Here is a 17076-nt window from a genome sequence, read left to right as displayed (position 1 = left end):
GCCGGCGCCCTCGCCGCCCGCGCCCGGCTGGCCCGGCCACTGCGCGCGCAGTTGCGCGCCCGTGGGCAGCGGCCCGCGCTGCGCGAACGGGTCCTGGTCGAACTGCCACGGGTAGTCGGCCTCGCTGACCCAGGGCAGCGCATCGAGCGGCAGGCGGTAGCCCATCGGCGAATCGCCCGGCAGCAGGTACATGCGGTCGTCGCGGAAGAACCAGGGCCCGCTGACCCAGCGCTGGCCGTGCAGGGCCGGTGCCTCCTCGKCACCGGCGCGGCGCAGCGGCAGCACGTAGCCGCTCACCTGCGCCAGGCCCGCGCCGAACACGCGGCGCAGGCGCATGCGCTCCATCTCGTCGTCCAGCMGCGACTCGAGCGGGTCGACGTTGACCGGCAGGCGCCGCTCGCGCCACAGGTAGTACCAGGTGTCTTCATAGCCGGGCTGCACGAAAGCGGGGTCCAGGCCCAGGCGCGTGGCCAGGCTGTCGAGGAAGCGGTGTGCGTCGGCGTGGGTGTAGTCGGCCGGATGGCGCTCGTCGGCGAACAGCGACGGGTCCTGCCAGCAGGGCTCGCCGTCGGCGCGCCAGCAGATCGACAAGGCCCAGCGCGGCAGTTGCTCGCCCGGATACCACTTGCCCTGGCCGTAGTGCAGGAAGCCGCCCTTGCCGTAGCGGTCGCGCAGCTTGTGCACCAGTTCGGTGGCATAGCCGCGCTTGGTGGGGCCGAGCGCATCGGTGTTCCACTCCGCGCCGTCGCGGTCCTTGACCGCCACGAAGGTCGGCTCGCCGCCCATGGTCAGGCGCACGTCCTGCGCATCGAGCCGGCGGTCGACCTCGGCGCCGACCGCCGCCACCGCCTGCCATTGCGCCTCGGTGTAGGGCTTGGTCACGCGCGGCGATTCATAGATGCGCGTGATGGACATCTCGTGGTGGAACGCGACCTCGCTCTGGTCCACCGCGCCGCTGACCGGCGCCGCGCTGCCAGGCTCGGGGGTGCAGGCCACCGGGATATGGCCCTCGCCGGCCAGCAAGCCGGAGGTGGGGTCCAGGCCGACCCAGCCCGCGCCCGGCAGGTAGACCTCGCACCAGGCATGCAGGTCGGTGAAGTCCGCCTCGGCGCCCCTGGGGCCGTCCAGCGCCTTCACGTCCGGCGTCAGCTGCAACAGGTAGCCGGAGACGAAGCGCGCCGCCAGGCCGAGATGCCGCAGCGTCTGCACCAGCAGCCAGCCGGAGTCGCGGCAGGAGCCGGCGCCGGATTCCAGGGTCTGCTCCGGCGTCTGCACGCCGGGCTCCATGCGGATCAGGTAACGGATGTCTTCCTGCAGGCGCTGGTTCAGCGCCACCAGGAAGTCGATGGTCCGCTGCGGCGTGCGCGGGATGCTTTCCACGAAGGCGGCGAAGCGCGGGGTCGGCTCGCCCGTGACCAGGTACGGCGCCAGTTCGTGCGCCAGGCCCGGGTCGTAGCTGAACGGAAACTGCTCGGCGTAGGGCTCGAGGAAGAAGTCGAAGGGGTTGTAGACCGCCATCTCGACCACCAGGTCGACGGTGATCTTGAACTCGCGRGTCGGCTCGAGGATCACCAGCCGGGCGAGGTAGTTGGCGAACGGGTCCTGCTGCCAGTTGATGAAATGCTGCTCGGGCTCGATGCGCAGCGAATACGAAAGGATCGGTGTGCGGCAGTGCGGGGCGGGCCGGAGCCTGACCACCTGCGGCGATAGCTTCACAGGCCGGTCATACCGGTAGTGGGTGACGTGATTCAGTGCGACGTGCGTTGCCACAAAGGCCTCCCATTGGCGCAGAATTTGTGCCGTCTCTAGCAAGCAAGAGTTGTACCGCCCCGCGATGGCCAAGGCCCCGGGGACCCGGGTGCCGCTGCCGGAGGACCTCCCTTCCGGCGCGGTGCCCCGTCATGCCAGCACGGCAACGCTACCGCAGCATGACATGACGCCTGACCATGATGCCCGGCCATGGCGCCCGACCTGCGCCCCTACATGGCATCCTAAATGGCGTCCTACATGGCGCCGCCGCGCTTCGCCTTGAGTCCCTGCTCGAGCAGCGAACGCAGCTTGGCCAGCGCGCCCGGGTCGCCGTGCGAGGCCGAGCGCGCGTACCAGATCTTGGCCTGCTCGATATCCTTCTCCACCACGCCCGGCTCGCCGCGCTCGTAATAGCTGGCGACGATGTACTGGGCGCCGCTGTCACCGGCGGTGGCGGCGCGGCTGTACCACTGGAAGGCCTTGCCGTAGTCGCGCGAGACGCCCCGCCCGGTGAAATAGTTGGTGGCCAGCGCCACCTGGGCCTGCACATGGCCGCCTTCGGCCGCGCGCCGGTACCACTCGTTKGCGGATTCGAGCGAGCGCGGCACCAGGTCCCCGTGCTCGTAAAGCTCGCCGAAAGTGAACTGGGCGTGGGTCATGTCGTTGTCGGCCGCCCGGCGCAGCCAGATCAGCGCCTCCTGCGGGCGCACCGGCGTGCCTTCGCCGCGCAGCAGCATCATGGCGTAGTTGAACTGCGCCAGCCGGTTGCCTTGCTGGGCCGCCTTGGCGAAGTCGCGCAGGGCCGCATCGAAGGCGCCGGCATCGTAGGCGGCCACGGCCTGCTGCGTCAGCGCCTGCGCCGGCACCGGCGGCTGGGTTGCCGCCGCGGCAGGCGGCGCCGCGGCAAGACAGAGGGAAAGGCCCAGGGCGGCGGCGGCGGCGTTGACCGCGCACCATGACGGCGAAAAGAGACGGACAGGCGGCATGGCAGGCTCCAGGCAAGGCACGCGCTCACTCCAAGTCTACAAGTGTAGGCTTAGGAAGTCGCCAGTAGCAGTCGCAATCCAGCCGGAGAACTTACGGCAGGCGCCACCAGTCCGGCGCTGCCGGCGCAGGGATGGGTACGGTGCTGGGCAGGGCCTCGGCCTGCGCCAGCAGGGCTTGCGCCTCGGCATGCAGGCGCGCCAGGCAATCCGCCAGCACGCGCGCTTCGTCCGGTGCCAGGCAGCTCGCCAGGCGGGCATTGAACGCCTGCGCCTGGGCAAAGGCCAGCCGGTACACCGCCTCGCCCTCGGCGGTCAGCGCGAAGGCCGCGGCGCGGCGGTCCTGGGTGCGCGTGTCGCGCCGCACCAGGCCGCGCGCCATCAGGGCATGCACCGCGCGGCTGGCCAGCACCTTGTCCAGGCCGGCGCTCAGCGCCAGCTCGGTCAGGCGCGTGCCGGGCTGCTCGCCGAGAAAGGACAGCATGCGCCACTCGCGCCGGCTCACGCCCGCCGCCGCGCGCAGGTGCAGTCCGCTGGCGTTCAGCGCGACGCGGGTCAGGTGGTAGAGCCGGTAGTTCAGGAAATCGGCCAGCCGGGCCGGATGCTGCAGGGTGTGGCCGGCGTCCGCCGCCGGCTCGCCCTGCGCGGCGCAGGCTGCGTCCCGGTCCTCGCCGTCCCTGATGGCTTCGTTCATGCCGCACCCGCAAAATTGGTTGATTTTGTCAATTATATGGGTGGGTGTTAGCGTCCATGGGTCTATATAAAACCGGCTCGCCGCGGCGCATTCCGCACTCGCCGGGGTATGGCCAGGCAGCGCAAGGCAAGACGCACGGCGCGCAGATCGATGCGCGAAATCCGTCGTTGGCGCGCCCGGGCCGTATCGATAAATTGGCCGGCCTCGCCGCCGCCAGCACCGCTGGCGGCGCGACAAGCCGCCGAACCCAAAAGGAGAAACCGTGAACCCCGCCAAACTGCTGCGCGCACTCGTCCCCACCCTGGCCGCCATGTCTGCMCTGTCCGCCATCCTGCCGGCCACCCCGGCACTCGCCCAGAGCGAGCGCCCACTGCGCATCCTGGTGGGCTATCCCGCCGGCGGCACCGCCGATCTCGCGGCCCGCCTGGTCGGCGACAAGCTGCGCGAAGAGCTCAAGCAGACGGTGGTGATCGAGAACAAGCCCGGTGCCGGCGGCCGGCTGGTGATGGACTATGCCCGCACCCTGCCCGCCGACGGCAACACCCTGGTGGTGGCCAACTCGGCGGTGATGACCATCGCGCCGCAGGTCTACCGCAAGCTCAACTACGATATCCAGCACGACTTCGTGCCGGTGGCGCAGATCGCCAATTTCCAGCTGGCGCTGGCTGCCGGGCCCGGCACGCCGGCCAGGTCGCTCAAGGAGTACATCGACTGGCTCAAGGCCAGTCCGGCCAGGAACAACTCCTACGCCTCGCCCGCGCTTGGCAGCATTCCGCACTTCTTTGGCCTGCTGTTCGGCAAGCAGGTCGGCGTGGAGATGCTGCACGTGCCGTTCAACGGCTCCGCGCCGCTGATGAACGCCCTGGTCGGCGGCCAGGTGCCGGCGTCGGTCGACACGCTGGCCGACATGACCGAGATGCACCGCGCCGGCAAGATCCGCGTGCTGGCCAGTTCCGGCACGCAGCGCTCGGTCGCCCTGCCCGACGTGCCGACCTTCACCGAGCTCGGCTACAAGGACATCGAAGGCGTCGGCCGCTATGGCTTCCTGGCGCCGGCCGGCACGCCCAGGGCCACGCTCGATCGGCTCAACACGGCGATCGTCCATGCGCTGCAATCGCCCGACCTGCGCGAGCGCTTCCTCAAGCTGGGACTGGAGCCGCAGACCGGCAGCGCCGAGCAGTTCGGCAAGGTGCTGGCGGCCGATGCCGGCCGCTGGGGCCCGGTGGTAAAGAGCTCCGGTTATACGGGGGACTGAAAAAACCCGGCGAAATACAGCCGCCTGTTATTMGTCGCATCGATGAATTCGTATCGACGCCCAACCAGATCCAGCACGCCATGCCCACCCGCAACACCCTCTTCATCATGTGCGACCAGCTGCGCCAGGACCACCTGGGCTGCTATGGCCACCCCACGCTGCGCACCAGGAACATCGACGCCCTCGCCAGGCGTGGCGTGCGCTTCACCAAGGCCTTCGTCACCTCGGGCGTGTGCGGGCCGAGCCGCATGAGCTTCTATACCGGACGCTACCCGAGCAGCCATGGCGCCACCTGGAACCGCGTGCCGCTATCGGTGGGCGAAGTCACCCTCGGCGAATACCTCAAGGACAGCCAGCGAACGCTCGCGCTGGCCGGCAAGACCCACGTCATGCCGGACAACGCGAACATGAAACGGCTGCACCTCGACGGCGCCGGCGAGCTGGAGACGCTGCTGCGCAGCGGCCACTTCGTCGAAGTGGACCGGCACGACGGCCACCATGCCGAGCCGCGCAGCGCCTATGCCGAATGGTTGCGCCAGCAGGGCTACGACAGCGCCGACCCGTGGACCGACTACGTGATCAGCGCCGAGAACGCGCAAGGCGAGATCGTCTCCGGCTGGCAGATGCGCAACGCGGGCCTGCCCGCGCGCGTGGCCGAGCCGCACTCCGAGACCGCATACACYGTGGGCCAGGCCATGCAATATATCGCCGCGCGCGGCGACGAGCCCTGGGTGCTGCACCTGTCGCTGGTCAAGCCGCACTGGCCATACATGGCGCCGGCGCCTTACCACGCCGCCTATACGCTGGACGACTGCCTGCCGCTCAAGCGCCATGACGCGGAGCTGCAGGATCCGCATCCGGTGCTCGACGCCTACCGCACGCAGGAAGAATGCGCCAACTTCATGCGCAGCGAAGTCTCCGACACGGTGCGCCCCACCTACCAGGGGCTCGTGCAGCAGATCGACGACCGTCTCGGCGAACTATGGGACCAGCTCGAACGCCTGGGCCGCTGGGAGGACACCCTGATCGTCTTCACCGCCGACCACGGCGACTTCCTCGGCGACCACTGGCTCGGCGAGAAGGAACAGTTCTACGACACCGTGCAGAACATCCCGCTGATCGTCTACGACCCGTCGCCTGCCGCGGATGCCACGCGCGGCAGCGCCGATGCGCGCATGGTGAGCGCGGTGGACGTGGTGCCTACGGTGCTCGACGCGCTTGGCCTGCCGGCGGCCGATCATCGCGTGGAGGGCCGCTCGCTGCTCGACCTCACGCAGGCGCGCGATGGCGGGCAATGGCGCGGGTTCGTCGTCTCCGAACTCGACTACGCCTATCGCGGGGCCCGCGTCGTCCTCGGCCGCCATCCCGGCGAATGCCGCGCCTGGATGGTGCGCGACGCGCGCTGGAAATACGTGCACTGGCAGGGCTTCAGGCCGCAGCTGTTCGACCTGGAGAACGACCCGGACGAGTTCTTCGATCTTGGCCAGGATGCCGGTTTCGAATCCGTGCGTGCCGCCATGCGGATGCACCTGCTCGAATGGTTCTCTTCGCTCAAGCCGCGGACGACGGTGAGCAATGACGAGGTGGCGGCGAAGACCAATGTGTATAAGCAGGCGGGGGTGTTCTTCGGGGTGTGGTGAGGGCGAGGGGGGCGCCCTCCCCCCTTATCCCACGAAGCGGTATCCCACCCCCAGCTCGGTCATCAGATGCACCGGCTGCGTGGAGTCCTTCTCCAGCTTTTGCCGCAGGTGCCCCATGTAGACGCGCAGGTAGTGGCTGCTCTCCGAATGCGCGGGCCCCCACACTTCGCGCAGCAGTTCGCGGTGCGTCATCACCTTGCCGCGRTGSGCGATCAGCACSGCCAGCAGSCGGTAYTCGATCGGGGTCAGGTGGATGGCATCGCCCGCGCGCGTGACCACGCGGTTGGCCAGGTCGACCTGCACTTCGCCGAAGGCGATCAGCGGCGTGCCTTGCGGGTTGAGCCGGGCGTGCCGGCGCAGCAGCACGCGCACGCGGGCGATCAGTTCGCCCACGCCGAAGGGCTTGGTGAGGTAGTCGTCGGCGCCGGCGTCGAGCGCGGCGATCTTGTCGTCTTCCCCGGAGCGCGCGGACAGCACCAGCACCGGCACCTCGGTCCAGGTGCGCATCTCGCGGATCAGCGTCATGCCGTCGCCGTCGGGCAGGCCGAGGTCGAGGATCACCACGTCGGGCTGGCGGGTGCCGGCGTCGATCAGGCCGCGCTTGAGCGTCTCGGCCTCGTGTATGGTGCAGCCCTCGGCCTGCAGTGCCTCGCGCACGAAGCGCCGGATATGCGGCTCATCCTCGACCAGCAGTACCGTGGGCGAAAAATCGAAAGCCATCTCAGTCTGGTTCCTTGTCTGTTGCTGCCCTTGCGGCGATGCCGGGCACGGGGTCCGGGTCCGGTTCCGGCTCGATCGCCGGCGGCGTGCCACGCGGCAGCGCCACCACGAAGCGCGCGCCGCCGCGCTCCATATTCTCCACCCAGATGCGCCCGCCGTGCGCCTGCACGATGGCCTCGCACACGGCCAGGCCCAGGCCCACGCCGGCGGTTGCCGATTCGCGCTCGCCGCGCGTGAACTTCTGGAAAATCGCTTGTTCCTGCCCGCGCGGCACGCCGGGCCCCTCGTCTTCCACCGCGAACCGCACCTCGGTGTCGGCCACCTCGCCCGACACCCGGATGGCGGTCCCCGCCGGCGTGTACTTGGCGGCGTTCTCCAGCAGGTTGCACAGCACGCGCTCCATCAGCACGGCGTCGCATTCCACCAGCGGCAGCGCGGACAGGTCCGCCACCGACACGCGATGGCGCGACAGCGCATCGCGCATGCCGGCCAGCGCCGCGCCCACCATTTCCTCGCACGACTGCCACTCCTTCTGCATGCGCACGTCGCGGCTTTGCAGGCGGGCCATGTCGAGCAGGTTGATCACCATGGTGCGCATGCGCAGGGCCTGCTCGCGCATCGCGCGCACCGTCTCGGCCAGCGCCGGCGACAACTCGGCGCGCTGCATGGTCTCGGCCATGCCGACCAGGCTGGTCAGCGGCGTGCGCAGGTCGTGCGACACGGCGGCCAGCAGCGAGCTGCGCAGGCGCTCGGATTCCATCGACAGCAGCGCCTGCTGCGCGACCTCCACATAGTGCAGGCGTTCGATCGCGATGGCGATCAGCGTGGCGAACACATCGACCTGGCGGCGCAGCTCGGGCTGGGCGAAGGCGCGCCATACCTGCGGCTCCACCGCGAGTACGCCGCGCGTCTGCATCGGCGCCTTGAGCGGCAGGTAGAGCACCGTGCTGCCGGGCAGCGTGTGCGTGCCGGTGCCGGCGGGCTTGCCGTGGTCGAACACCCATTGCGCAAGCACGGGGTCGATGGCGTCGCTGCCGCGTTGCGCCGGGTCGATCACCGGCGGCAGCAGGCGCCCCTTCGGCGAGACCAGGAAAAAGGCCGAGCGCGCGCCGAGCGCGGCCTGCAGGAAGCGGCTGCCGATGGCGATGATCTGCTCGGGCATCAGCGCGGCGGACAGCTCGCGCGCCAGCTCGTAGAGCGTGCGCGCCTCGGTCTCGCGCTGGACCGAGACCCTGGCCTGCTCGCGCAGCCCCGCGGTGAGCTGGCCGATCACCAGCCCGACCGCGAGCATCACGACAAAGGTCACCAGGTATTGCACATCGCTGACCGAGAACGACAGCCGCGGCGGCACGAAGAAGAAATCGAAGGCGGCCACCGACACCACCGAGGCGAGCGCGGCCGGACCGCGCCCGTGGCGCAGCGCCACCGCCACCACCGCGGCGAGGAACAGCATGGCGATATTGACCAGCTCGAACCACGGTCGCGCCAGCGCCGACAGCAGGCTCGCGCCCGCGCACCATGCCACCGCCCACAGGTAGTCGACGCGGCGCGCCGCCACGCTGCCGTCATCGACGGCCTCGCGGTCCTCGCGCACGTCTTCGCGCATATCGCTGCGGGCAGCCGCGTGCACGCGGCCGCGCGCATCGGCCGCCATGGCGTCGGCGGCGACCCGGATCACGTCGATCTCGGGGCAGCCCAGCGCCAGCGAGTCGGCAAAGCTGTGGCGGCCGAACAGCCAGGCGCGCGCGCCCAGGAATGGCGACAGCGACAGCGCCAGCAGCGCGCGTCCGCGCGCCAGCACGCCACCGCCCTGGCGGTGCCACGCGCCGGGCGCGCGCCCGACCACCACCTTGGTCAGGTTGTGGCGACGCACGTAGCCGGCCACCGCCTGCACGATATCGTTGCCGGCCAGGGTCTCGGTGCGCGCGCCGAGTTCCTCGGCCAGCCGCATCGCCTCTTCCAGGTTGGCGCGCTCCTGCGCCGCCAGCGGCGCCAGGCGCGGCGTGGCGACCGTGACCACGTGCCAGTCGCAATCGAGCTGGCCGGCCAGCCGCCGCGCGCTCTTGACCACCTGCGCGGCATCGTCGCCGCTGCCGATGCAGGCCAGCACCGCTTCGCGCGTGCGCCACACCKGACGGATCGATTCGGCATGSCGGTAGGCGYGCACATYGTCGTCGACGCGGTCGGCGGTGCGGCGCAGCGCCAGCTCGCGCAACGCGATCAGGTTGCCCTTGCGGAAGAAGTTGCTGGCCGCCGTGCGGGCCTGCTCCGGCATGTAGACCTTGCCGTCGCGCAGGCGCCGCAGCAGTTCGTCGGCGGGCAGGTCCACCAGGATCACCTCGTCGGCACCGTCGAACACGGTGTCGGGCACGGTCTCCCACACGCGGATGCCGGTGATGCCGCCGACCGCCTCGTTGAGGCTGTCGAGGTGCTGGACGTTGACCGTGGTCCAGACATCGATCCCGGCCGACAGCAGCTCCTCGATATCCTGCCAGCGCTTGGGATGGCGGCTGCCCTGCGCGTTGGAGTGCGCCAGCTCGTCAACCAGGACCAGCGCCGGACGACGCGCCAGCGTAGCGTCGAGATCGAATTCCTGCAGCACGCGGCCATCCATGCGCGGATGCGGGATCGCCTTCAGCGGCAGCCGCTCGAGGCCATCGAGCAGCGCCTCGGTCTCGGCGCGGCCATGCGTCTCCACCACGCCGACCAGTACGTCGCTGCCCTGCTCGCGCAGCGCGCGCGCCGTGGTGAGCATGGCAAAGGTCTTGCCCACGCCCGCCGACGCGCCAAAGTACACCCGCAGCTTGCCGCGCKCGGCGCGCTCGCCCTCCGCCTGCATGCGTTGCAGCAAGGCGTCGGGATCGGGCCGCGGCGGAGTGTCGCGCGTGGCGGTATCAGGCATGTGGGGCTTCAGCACGCGGAGGGCGAATGGATGTCGAGGATTGTGCCACGGCTACGCGCGGGCGCCCGTGCGATTGCGGCCCGGACGGAGTCGACAGGGGATGCACCACGGCCGCGCGAGGTGCCCGGGGGTAGTTGCCTGCTCTCCMCCGGCGCCTCTCCMGCAAGCGGGAGAGGCGAGCAAACCGGCAGGCATCCGGGCAGGCGCTTGCGCCCGCCAGCTCACGGCTTCTCTGCATCCAGCGCCAGGTTCAGCTGCAGCACATTGACCACCGGATMGCCCATCACGTGCAGCAGCGGGCCTTCCGTGTTGGCCGCCACCAGGGMCTGCACGCGTTCGAGCGGCAGGCCGCGCAGGCGCGCCACGCGCGCCGCCTGGTATTGCGCGGCGGCCGGGCTGATATGCGGGTCCAGCCCGCTGGCCGAGGCGGTCACCAGATCCACCGGCACCGGGGCCTGGTTGGCGGGATCGGCTTCGCGCAGCGCTTCGATGCGGCCGCGGGCGGCGTCRGTCAGCGCGGGGTTGCTCGGGCCGAGATTGGAGCCGGACGAGGCGGCCCCGTTATAGGGCATCGGCGCGGTGGCCGACAAGCGGCCCCAGAAATACTTCGGGTCCGAGAAAGGCTGGCCGATCAGCTCCGAGCCGACCGCCTTGCCATCCTTGACGATCAGCGAGCCGGCCGCCTGATGCGGGAACACGGCGCGCGACAGCCCGGTGATGACGCCGGGATAGAGCAGGCCGGTGACGACCGACAGTGCGACGAACACCGTCAGCATCGGGCGCAGCAGGCCGCCCTGGATGGGTGTGCCGGGCTGGCCGCTGGTGCCGCGGCCCTGGGGCGCGGCGGTGACTGGGGTAGGCATGATGACTCCGTTCAATGTCTTTGTCTGGGCTCGGATCGAGCCCGGGTCGGGCCCTGGCCGGGCCTTGTGCGGGCGGCGCGGCTCACGCCCAGCCGAACAGCACCAGGATCATGTCGATGATCTTGATGCCCACGAACGGCACCAGGATGCCGCCCAGCCCGTAGATCAGCAGGTTGCGCCGCAGCAGCACGGCCGCGCCGAGCGGGCGGTACACCACGCCGCGCAGCGCCAGCGGGATCAGCACCACGATGATCAGCGCATTGAAGATCACCGCCGACAGGATGGCCGAGGCCGGCGTGGCCAGGCCCATCACGTTGAGCCGGTCGAGCTGCGGATACGTGGTGGCGAACGCCGCCGGGATGATGGCGAAGTACTTGGCCACGTCGTTGGCCACGCTGAAGGTGGTCAGCGAGCCGCGCGTCATCAGCATCTGCTTGCCGATCTCCACGATCTCGATCAGCTTGGTCKGGTTGCTGTCGAGGTCGACCATGTTGCCGGCTTCCTTGGCCGCCTGCGTGCCACTGTTCATGGCCACCGCGACGTCGGCCTGCGCCAGCGCGGGCGCGTCGTTGGTGCCGTCGCCGGTCATCGCCACCAGGCGGCCTTCGGCCTGGTAGTCGCGGATCAGCTTGAGCTTGGCTTCGGGCGTGGCTTCGGCGAGGAAGTCGTCGACCCCGGCCTCGGCCGCGATCGAGGCGGCGGTGAGGCGGTTGTCGCCGGTGATCATCACCGTCTTGATGCCCATCTTGCGCAGTTCGCCGAAGCGCTCGCGGATGCCGGACTTGACGATGTCCTTGAGCTCGACCACGCCCAGCACGCGCACCGTCTMGCCGCGGCCGTCGTCGAACGATTCCGCCACCACCAGCGGCGTGCTGCCGGCGCGGGCCACGTCGTCCACGGCCTGCATCACGGCGTCGGGGAACTTGCCGGCACGCTCGGTCACGTATTTGCGCAGCGCGTCGGCGGAGCCCTTGCGCACGCTGCGGCCGCCCGCGTCCACGCCGCTMATGCGCGTCTGCGCGGTGAACGGCACGAAGATCGGGCGCAGCGCGCTGATATCGGGCGCGGCGGCGCCGGACTGCTGGCGCGCCAGCGTCACGATGCTGCGGCCCTCGGGCGTCTCGTCGGCCAGCGACGACAGCCATGCGGCCTCGGCCAGCTGCTGCGCGCCCACGYCCGGCGCGGCGATAAAGCGCGATGCCTGGCGGTTGCCGTGGGTGATGGTGCCGGTCTTGTCGAGCAGCAGCACGTCCACGTCGCCGGCGGCTTCCACCGCGCGGCCGGAGGTGGCGATCACGTTGGCCTCCATCATGCGGCTCATGCCCGCCACGCCGATGGCCGACAGCAGCCCCCCGATGGTGGTCGGGATCAGGCACACCAGCAACGCGATCAGCACGGTGATGGTCACGGGCATGCCGGCCTTGGCCACGAACACGCTGTACACCGAGAACGGCTGCAGCGTGGCGGTGGCCAGCAGCAGCACGATGGTCAGGCCCACCAGCAGGATGGTCAGCGCCAGCTCGTTCGGGGTCTTCTGGCGCTTGGCGCCTTCGACCATGGTGATCATGCGGTCGATGAAGCTTTCGCCGGGATTGGTGGTGATGCGCACCACGATCCAGTCGGACAGCACGCGCGTGCCGCCGGTCACCGACGAGAAATCGCCGCCCGATTCGCGGATCACCGGCGCKGACTCGCCGGTGATGGCGCTCTCGTCGACCGAGGCCACGCCTTCGATCACGTCACCGTCGCCKGGCACCATGTCGCCCGCCTCGACCAGCACCACGTCGCMGCGGCGCAGCGCGGTGGCCGCGCGCGCCTCGGTGGCGCCGGCGGCGCGCCAGTCGCGCCGGCCTTCCTTGATCAGCTTGGCGGTGACGGTGGTCTTGAGCCCGCGCAGTGCTTCGGCCTGCTGCTTGCTGCGCCCTTCGGCGAGCGCCTCCGCGAAGTTGGCGAACAGCAAGGTGAACCACAGCCAGACCGAGACCGCGAGGATGAAGCCCGCGCTCTCGCCGCCCGCGCTGGCGGGCGAGAACAGGGCCCGGAAGAACAGGATGGTGGTCAGGATGCTGCCCACGTAGACCACGAACATCACCGGGTTGCGCAGCTGGTCGCGCGGCGCGAGCTTCTTCAGCGCGTCGAGCAGGGCCGGCTTGACCAGCTCGGGGGCGAACATGCCGCCGCGCGGCGGGCGCTGGTGACCGCCACCCTTGTGCGTGCCGTGGGCCGGCGCACCCAAGGGGGCCGCCGGTGTGGTGTTTGCAGGTGCCGCGCCGGACTGCTTGCCGMGCGTCACCATCGATTCTTGTTGCATGCGTTTCTCCGCAATACGCTGATCTGCTTCGAGATGCCGCCCGCGTGAAGGTCACTGCCGGGCGGCCATCCCCTGGCTACTTTCCTGCCGCCGTGACCACGGCGCCCTGAAGCTGCTCCGCCACCGGCCCCAGCGCCAGCGCCGGGATATAGGTGAGCGCGCCCACCATCAGCACCGAGCCGACCAGCAGCACCACGAACAGCGGGCCGTGCGTGGGCATGGTGCCGCCGGTCACGGGCAGGCGCTTCTTGGCCGCCAGCGAGCCCGCCATGGCGAGGATCGGCACGATGATCCAGAAGCGGCCGAACCACATCGCCGCGGCCAGCAGCACGTTGTAGAACGGCGTGTTGGCCGACAGCCCGGCGAAGGCKCTGCCGTTGTTATTGGCCGCCGACGAGAGCGCGTAGAGGATTTCCGAGAAGCCGTGCGTGCCGGGGTTGAACACCCCCGCGCGGCCCGGATCGGCCATCACCGCCACCGCGGTGCCGAGCAGCACCAGCAGCGGCGTGACCAGGATCGCCACGGCGGTCATCTTCATCTCGTAGGCTTCGATCTTCTTGCCCAGGTATTCCGGCGTGCGGCCGATCATCAACCCGGCAATGAACACCGCCAGCACCGCGTACACCAGCATGCCGTACAGGCCCGAGCCGACGCCGCCGAACACGACTTCGCCGAGCTGCATCAGCAGCATGGGCACCAGCCCGCCGATGGCGGTAAACGAGTCGTGCATGGCGTTGACCGCGCCGCACGAGGCCGCCGTGGTGATGGTGGCGAACAGCGCGCTGGCGGCGATGCCGAAGCGGGTCTCCTTGCCTTCCATATTGCCGCCGGCCTGCAGCGCGCTGGCCGCGTGATCGATCGGCAAGCCCGCCAGCGCGGCATTGGCCTGCTGCTCGGACAGCGCCGCCACACACGCCATCACGATGAAGATCACCGCCATCGACGCCAGCACCGCCACGCCCTGCCGGCGGTCCATCACCATCTCGCCGAACGTGAAACACAGCGCCGCCGGGATCAGGAAGATGGCCAGCATCTCGATCAGGTTGGCGAGCTCGGTCGGGTTCTCGTACGGGTGCGCCGAGTTGGCATTGAAGAAGCCGCCGCCGTTGGTGCCGAGCATCTTGATGGCTTCCTGCGAAGCCACCGGGCCCATGGCGAGCGTCTGCTTGTCTGTCTTCATGGCGTCAAGCACCGGCGCGCCCTTGGCGTCGAGCACGGGCTGGCCGGCGGCGTCCACCTTGGGCTGGCTGTACTCGACCGGGGTCACCAGCGCGACATCCTTGTAGCCGTCGAAATTCTGGATCACGCCCTGGCTGACCAGCGCCATGGCGACGGCGGCCGACAACGGCAGCAGCACGTACAGAGTGCTGCGCGTCATGTCCACCCAGAAGTTGCCGATGGTGGCCACGCTCTGGCGCGCGAAGCCGCGGATCAGCGCGAACACCACGGCGATGCCGGTGGCCGCCGAGACGAAGTTCTGCACCGTGAGCGCCAGCATCTGCGTGAGGTAGCTCATGGTGGATTCGCCGCMGTAGGCTTGCCAGTTGGTGTTGGCGACGAAGCTCACGGCGGTGTTGAACGACAGGTCGGGAGAGACCGCGCCGAAGCCCTGCGGGTTCAGCGGCAGCCAGCCCTGCAGGCGCTGCAGCGCGTACACCGCCACCACGCCCAGCATATTGAAGACGATGACCGCCACCGCGTATTGCTTCCAGCCCATCTCGGCGTCGGCGCGCACGCCGCCCACGCGGTAGAGCAGGCGCTCGAACGGCCGGCCCCAGGCGGTCGCCCGATATGCGCCGTCTTCCATTGCGCGGCGGATATAGCGCCCCAGGAAGGGCGCGAGCGCCAGCAGGATGGCGAGGTACAGGACAAGAAGTCCCAGGAATTCGGTTGACATCAGAATTTCTCCGGCCGGAACAGGGCAATCAGGAGGTAGATGAAGACAGCGACGGCGAGCACGCCGCCMAGCAGGTCGGCCCAGTCCATCACAGCCCCCTGTCGGTAGCGCTGTCCTTGCGGCGCGCGTCGGCGCGTTGCGCGCCCGGGCCGTCGGCCGCACTTGGCGGCTTGCCGCCAAGTGCGGCGCACAGCGCCAGCAGTGCGCCAGTCAGCGCACCGAACAGCAATAAACCGATGAAATAGATCCCGTCCATGGCAATACACCGTGAGTGATTCACAGCTGGGAGGTTAAGGATCGAGCGGTAAAAACGGGGTAGAGAGGGGGGAGGGGGGTGTAAAGAAGATATAAAAATGACGGGCCGGCGCGCGTGCGCCGGTACCGGCCACGCCGATGCCGGAAAGGAAGGACGGCCGTGCCGGGGGCGTCGCCCGCCTGGGGAAAGCCTTGTCCCGCCTGCCGCGGACGGCTAGATCCAGCCCGACTTGTGCAGTTTTCGCCAGAGTCCCGCGCAGGCCAGCGCGGTCACGCCGATCACCGTCGGGTAGGCGTAGTGKAACTTCAGTTCCGGCATGAAACTGAAGTTCATGCCGTACAGGCTGAACACCACCGTGGGAATGGCCAGGATGGCGCCCCAGCCGGCCAGGCGCTTGACGATCTCGTTCTGGCCCACGGTGACCAGCGCCAGGTTCACCTGCACCGCCGTGGTCAGCATCTCGCGCACCACGTCGAGCGTGCGCACCAGGCGGCTGGCGTGGTCTTCGATGTCGCGGAAATAGGCGCGCAGCTCCTTTGGCACCAGTTCCTCGTGCAGCCGGATCAGCTGTCCGCAGATCTCCTCGATCGGGTAGACCGCGTTGCGCAGGCGCAGTACCTGGCGCTTGATGTGGTACAGGTGCTCGATCGCGGCGCGGTCGAACTCATCGCGGAAGATGCCCTGCTCGAGCTGCTCGAAGGCATCCTCGAGCCGGGTGACGATGGGCATGTAGTGATCCACCACGAAGTCCATCAGCGCATAGAGCACATAGCCCGGGCCGTTGGCCAGCGCGCGCGGATCGCTCTCGCAGCGCTCGCGCACCGGGGTGTAGCTGCTGCTGACGCCGTGGCGGACCGACACCACATAGTTCGGGCCCACGAACAGGTGGGTCTCGCCCACCACCACTTCCTCGTCGACCAGCTKGGCGGTATTGAGCACSAYGAAGAYSGAATCGCCGTAGGTYTCCAGCTTGGGCCGCTGGTGKGCGTCSAGCGCRTCCTCCACCGCCAGGTCGTGCAGGCCGAATTCCTGCTGCACCTTGCGCAGCAGCGGCAGGTCCGGCTCGTGCAGCCCGAGCCAGACAAAGGTGCCGGGCACGGCGATGGCGTCGCTGATCTTGTCCACCGCCACATCCCCCAGCCGCTTGCCGTCGCGGTAGGCCACGCTATTGACGATTGCACCCATGCATACTCMCTTGTCTGGATGGCGCAATCGTAACAAGAGCGCGGGCCCGGCGGGAAGCTGCGCGGAGGGAGGGCGGCAGCGAGTGTCGTTCCCTGCGCGGGGATGCGGCGGGGCCGGTTCGTGCGCGCCCCATCCGGCACTGGAGAGGATTGCGGGGGTATTTGTTACAGTTCTGCCTCCAGCTGACGTTAGAATGTCCCATTTCCACGGTCACCGACTATGTCCCAGAAGAAATCGCCACGCTTCGAGCTGCGCAGTGGCAATGTCGACGCCCTCCTCCTCGCTCTCAAGTCCGCTGACATGGCAGCGCTGCGGGACGACCTTCTGTCCCGCTTCGAATCGACCCCTGATTTCTTCTCCAAYGAYGTCGTCGCGCTGGAYMTGCGCCGCCTGGAAGGCGACGACCGGATCGCGCTGGACATGGTGATCGAGACCCTGACCCAGCTCAAGGCCCGCGCCATCGGCGTGGTGGCGCGCGAAGCCCAGCGTGACTGGGCGGCGTCCTTCGGCCTGCCGCTGCTGGACAGCCATAGCCGCCGCGGCGGCCGCGACGAGGCCGCGCCGGCCGCGACCCAGGCCGAAGCGCCCCCCGGGGCACCGGCCGGCGGGCAGGCGCAAGCC

Annotated in this window: 14 protein-coding genes and 1 pseudogene; 4 read left to right on the top strand and 11 right to left on the bottom strand. The window is 69.4% G+C overall.

The window, feature by feature from the left end; genetic code table 11:
* The 3 genes from AC1DKV_RS37575 to AC1DKV_RS37565 all read right to left on the bottom strand — a co-directional run.
* The coding region (locus AC1DKV_RS37575) for a transglutaminase family protein (protein WP_477139417.1) at positions 1 to 1770 on the bottom strand (1770 nt) is incomplete at its 3' end.
* A gap of 233 nt (positions 1771 to 2003) precedes the next feature.
* The gene (locus AC1DKV_RS37570; protein WP_441620024.1) at positions 2004 to 2735 is read right to left on the bottom strand and encodes a tetratricopeptide repeat protein; all 732 of its coding nucleotides are present in this window, start codon (positions 2733 to 2735) and stop codon (positions 2004 to 2006) included.
* A 91-nt stretch (positions 2736 to 2826) separates the two neighbouring features.
* Complete coding sequence (locus AC1DKV_RS37565; RefSeq protein ID WP_441620026.1) at positions 2827 to 3426, bottom strand: MarR family winged helix-turn-helix transcriptional regulator; 600 nt, start codon at positions 3424 to 3426, stop codon at positions 2827 to 2829.
* A 56-nt stretch (positions 3427 to 3482) separates the two neighbouring features.
* Between AC1DKV_RS37565 and AC1DKV_RS37560 the strand changes: the two genes are divergently transcribed.
* The 3 genes from AC1DKV_RS37560 to AC1DKV_RS37550 all read left to right on the top strand — a co-directional run bounded on the left by AC1DKV_RS37560 (position 3483) and on the right by AC1DKV_RS37550 (position 6321).
* Complete coding sequence (locus AC1DKV_RS37560; RefSeq protein WP_441620027.1) at positions 3483 to 3692, top strand: hypothetical protein; 210 nt, start codon at positions 3483 to 3485, stop codon at positions 3690 to 3692.
* A gap of 44 nt (positions 3693 to 3736) precedes the next feature.
* Positions 3737 to 4681: a Bug family tripartite tricarboxylate transporter substrate binding protein gene (locus AC1DKV_RS37555; RefSeq protein ID WP_441650378.1), complete on the top strand. Its 945-nt coding sequence runs from the start codon at positions 3737 to 3739 to the stop codon at positions 4679 to 4681.
* Positions 4682 to 4761: 80 nt separating this feature from the next.
* Positions 4762 to 6321, top strand: coding sequence for a sulfatase-like hydrolase/transferase (locus AC1DKV_RS37550; RefSeq protein WP_441650376.1), 1560 nt, complete (start codon positions 4762 to 4764; stop codon positions 6319 to 6321).
* A gap of 24 nt (positions 6322 to 6345) precedes the next feature.
* On the opposite strand, the gene kdpE is transcribed toward AC1DKV_RS37550, so the two are convergent.
* The 8 genes from kdpE to AC1DKV_RS37510 all read right to left on the bottom strand — a co-directional run bounded on the left by kdpE (position 6346) and on the right by AC1DKV_RS37510 (position 16455).
* The gene (gene kdpE / locus AC1DKV_RS37545; RefSeq protein ID WP_441620031.1) at positions 6346 to 7041 is read right to left on the bottom strand and encodes a two-component system response regulator KdpE; all 696 of its coding nucleotides are present in this window, start codon (positions 7039 to 7041) and stop codon (positions 6346 to 6348) included.
* Position 7042: 1 nt separating this feature from the next.
* Complete coding sequence (locus tag AC1DKV_RS37540) at positions 7043 to 9943, bottom strand: DUF4118 domain-containing protein (protein ID WP_477139416.1); 2901 nt, start codon at positions 9941 to 9943, stop codon at positions 7043 to 7045.
* A gap of 221 nt (positions 9944 to 10164) precedes the next feature.
* A complete protein-coding gene (gene kdpC, locus AC1DKV_RS37535) occupies positions 10165 to 10806 on the bottom strand; it encodes a potassium-transporting ATPase subunit KdpC (RefSeq protein ID WP_477139415.1) in 642 nt (213 codons plus the stop codon).
* Positions 10807 to 10888: 82 nt separating this feature from the next.
* Entirely contained in the window at positions 10889 to 13117 is a 2229-nt protein-coding gene (gene kdpB, locus AC1DKV_RS37530; RefSeq protein WP_477139414.1) for a potassium-transporting ATPase subunit KdpB, read from the bottom strand.
* Positions 13118 to 13193: 76 nt separating this feature from the next.
* Positions 13194 to 15014 carry a potassium-transporting ATPase subunit KdpA gene (gene kdpA / locus AC1DKV_RS37525; RefSeq protein WP_477139413.1) on the bottom strand — a complete coding sequence of 607 codons (1821 nt, stop codon included), beginning with the start codon at positions 15012 to 15014 and terminating at the stop codon, positions 13194 to 13196.
* Positions 15014 to 15103, bottom strand: coding sequence for a K(+)-transporting ATPase subunit F (kdpF, locus tag AC1DKV_RS37520; RefSeq protein WP_006164365.1), 90 nt, complete (start codon positions 15101 to 15103; stop codon positions 15014 to 15016). The genes kdpA and kdpF overlap by 1 nt, the downstream gene beginning before the upstream one ends.
* Complete coding sequence (locus tag AC1DKV_RS37515; protein WP_441620041.1) at positions 15103 to 15270, bottom strand: hypothetical protein; 168 nt, start codon at positions 15268 to 15270, stop codon at positions 15103 to 15105. The genes kdpF and AC1DKV_RS37515 overlap by 1 nt, the downstream gene beginning before the upstream one ends.
* A gap of 213 nt (positions 15271 to 15483) precedes the next feature.
* Positions 15484 to 16455 (bottom strand): magnesium and cobalt transport protein CorA, encoded by a 972-nt coding sequence (locus AC1DKV_RS37510; protein WP_477139412.1) that lies wholly within the window; start codon positions 16453 to 16455, stop codon positions 15484 to 15486.
* A gap of 219 nt (positions 16456 to 16674) precedes the next feature.
* Here AC1DKV_RS37510 and AC1DKV_RS37505 point away from each other — a divergent pair.
* Positions 16675 to 17076, top strand: a pseudogene (locus AC1DKV_RS37505) (septum site-determining protein MinC); the annotation flags it as partial.

Source organism: Cupriavidus sp. 05T41 (assembly GCF_056396525.1).
The sequence above is the reverse complement of the archived record's forward strand: the minus strand, read 5'-3'. Positions and strand labels throughout refer to the sequence as shown.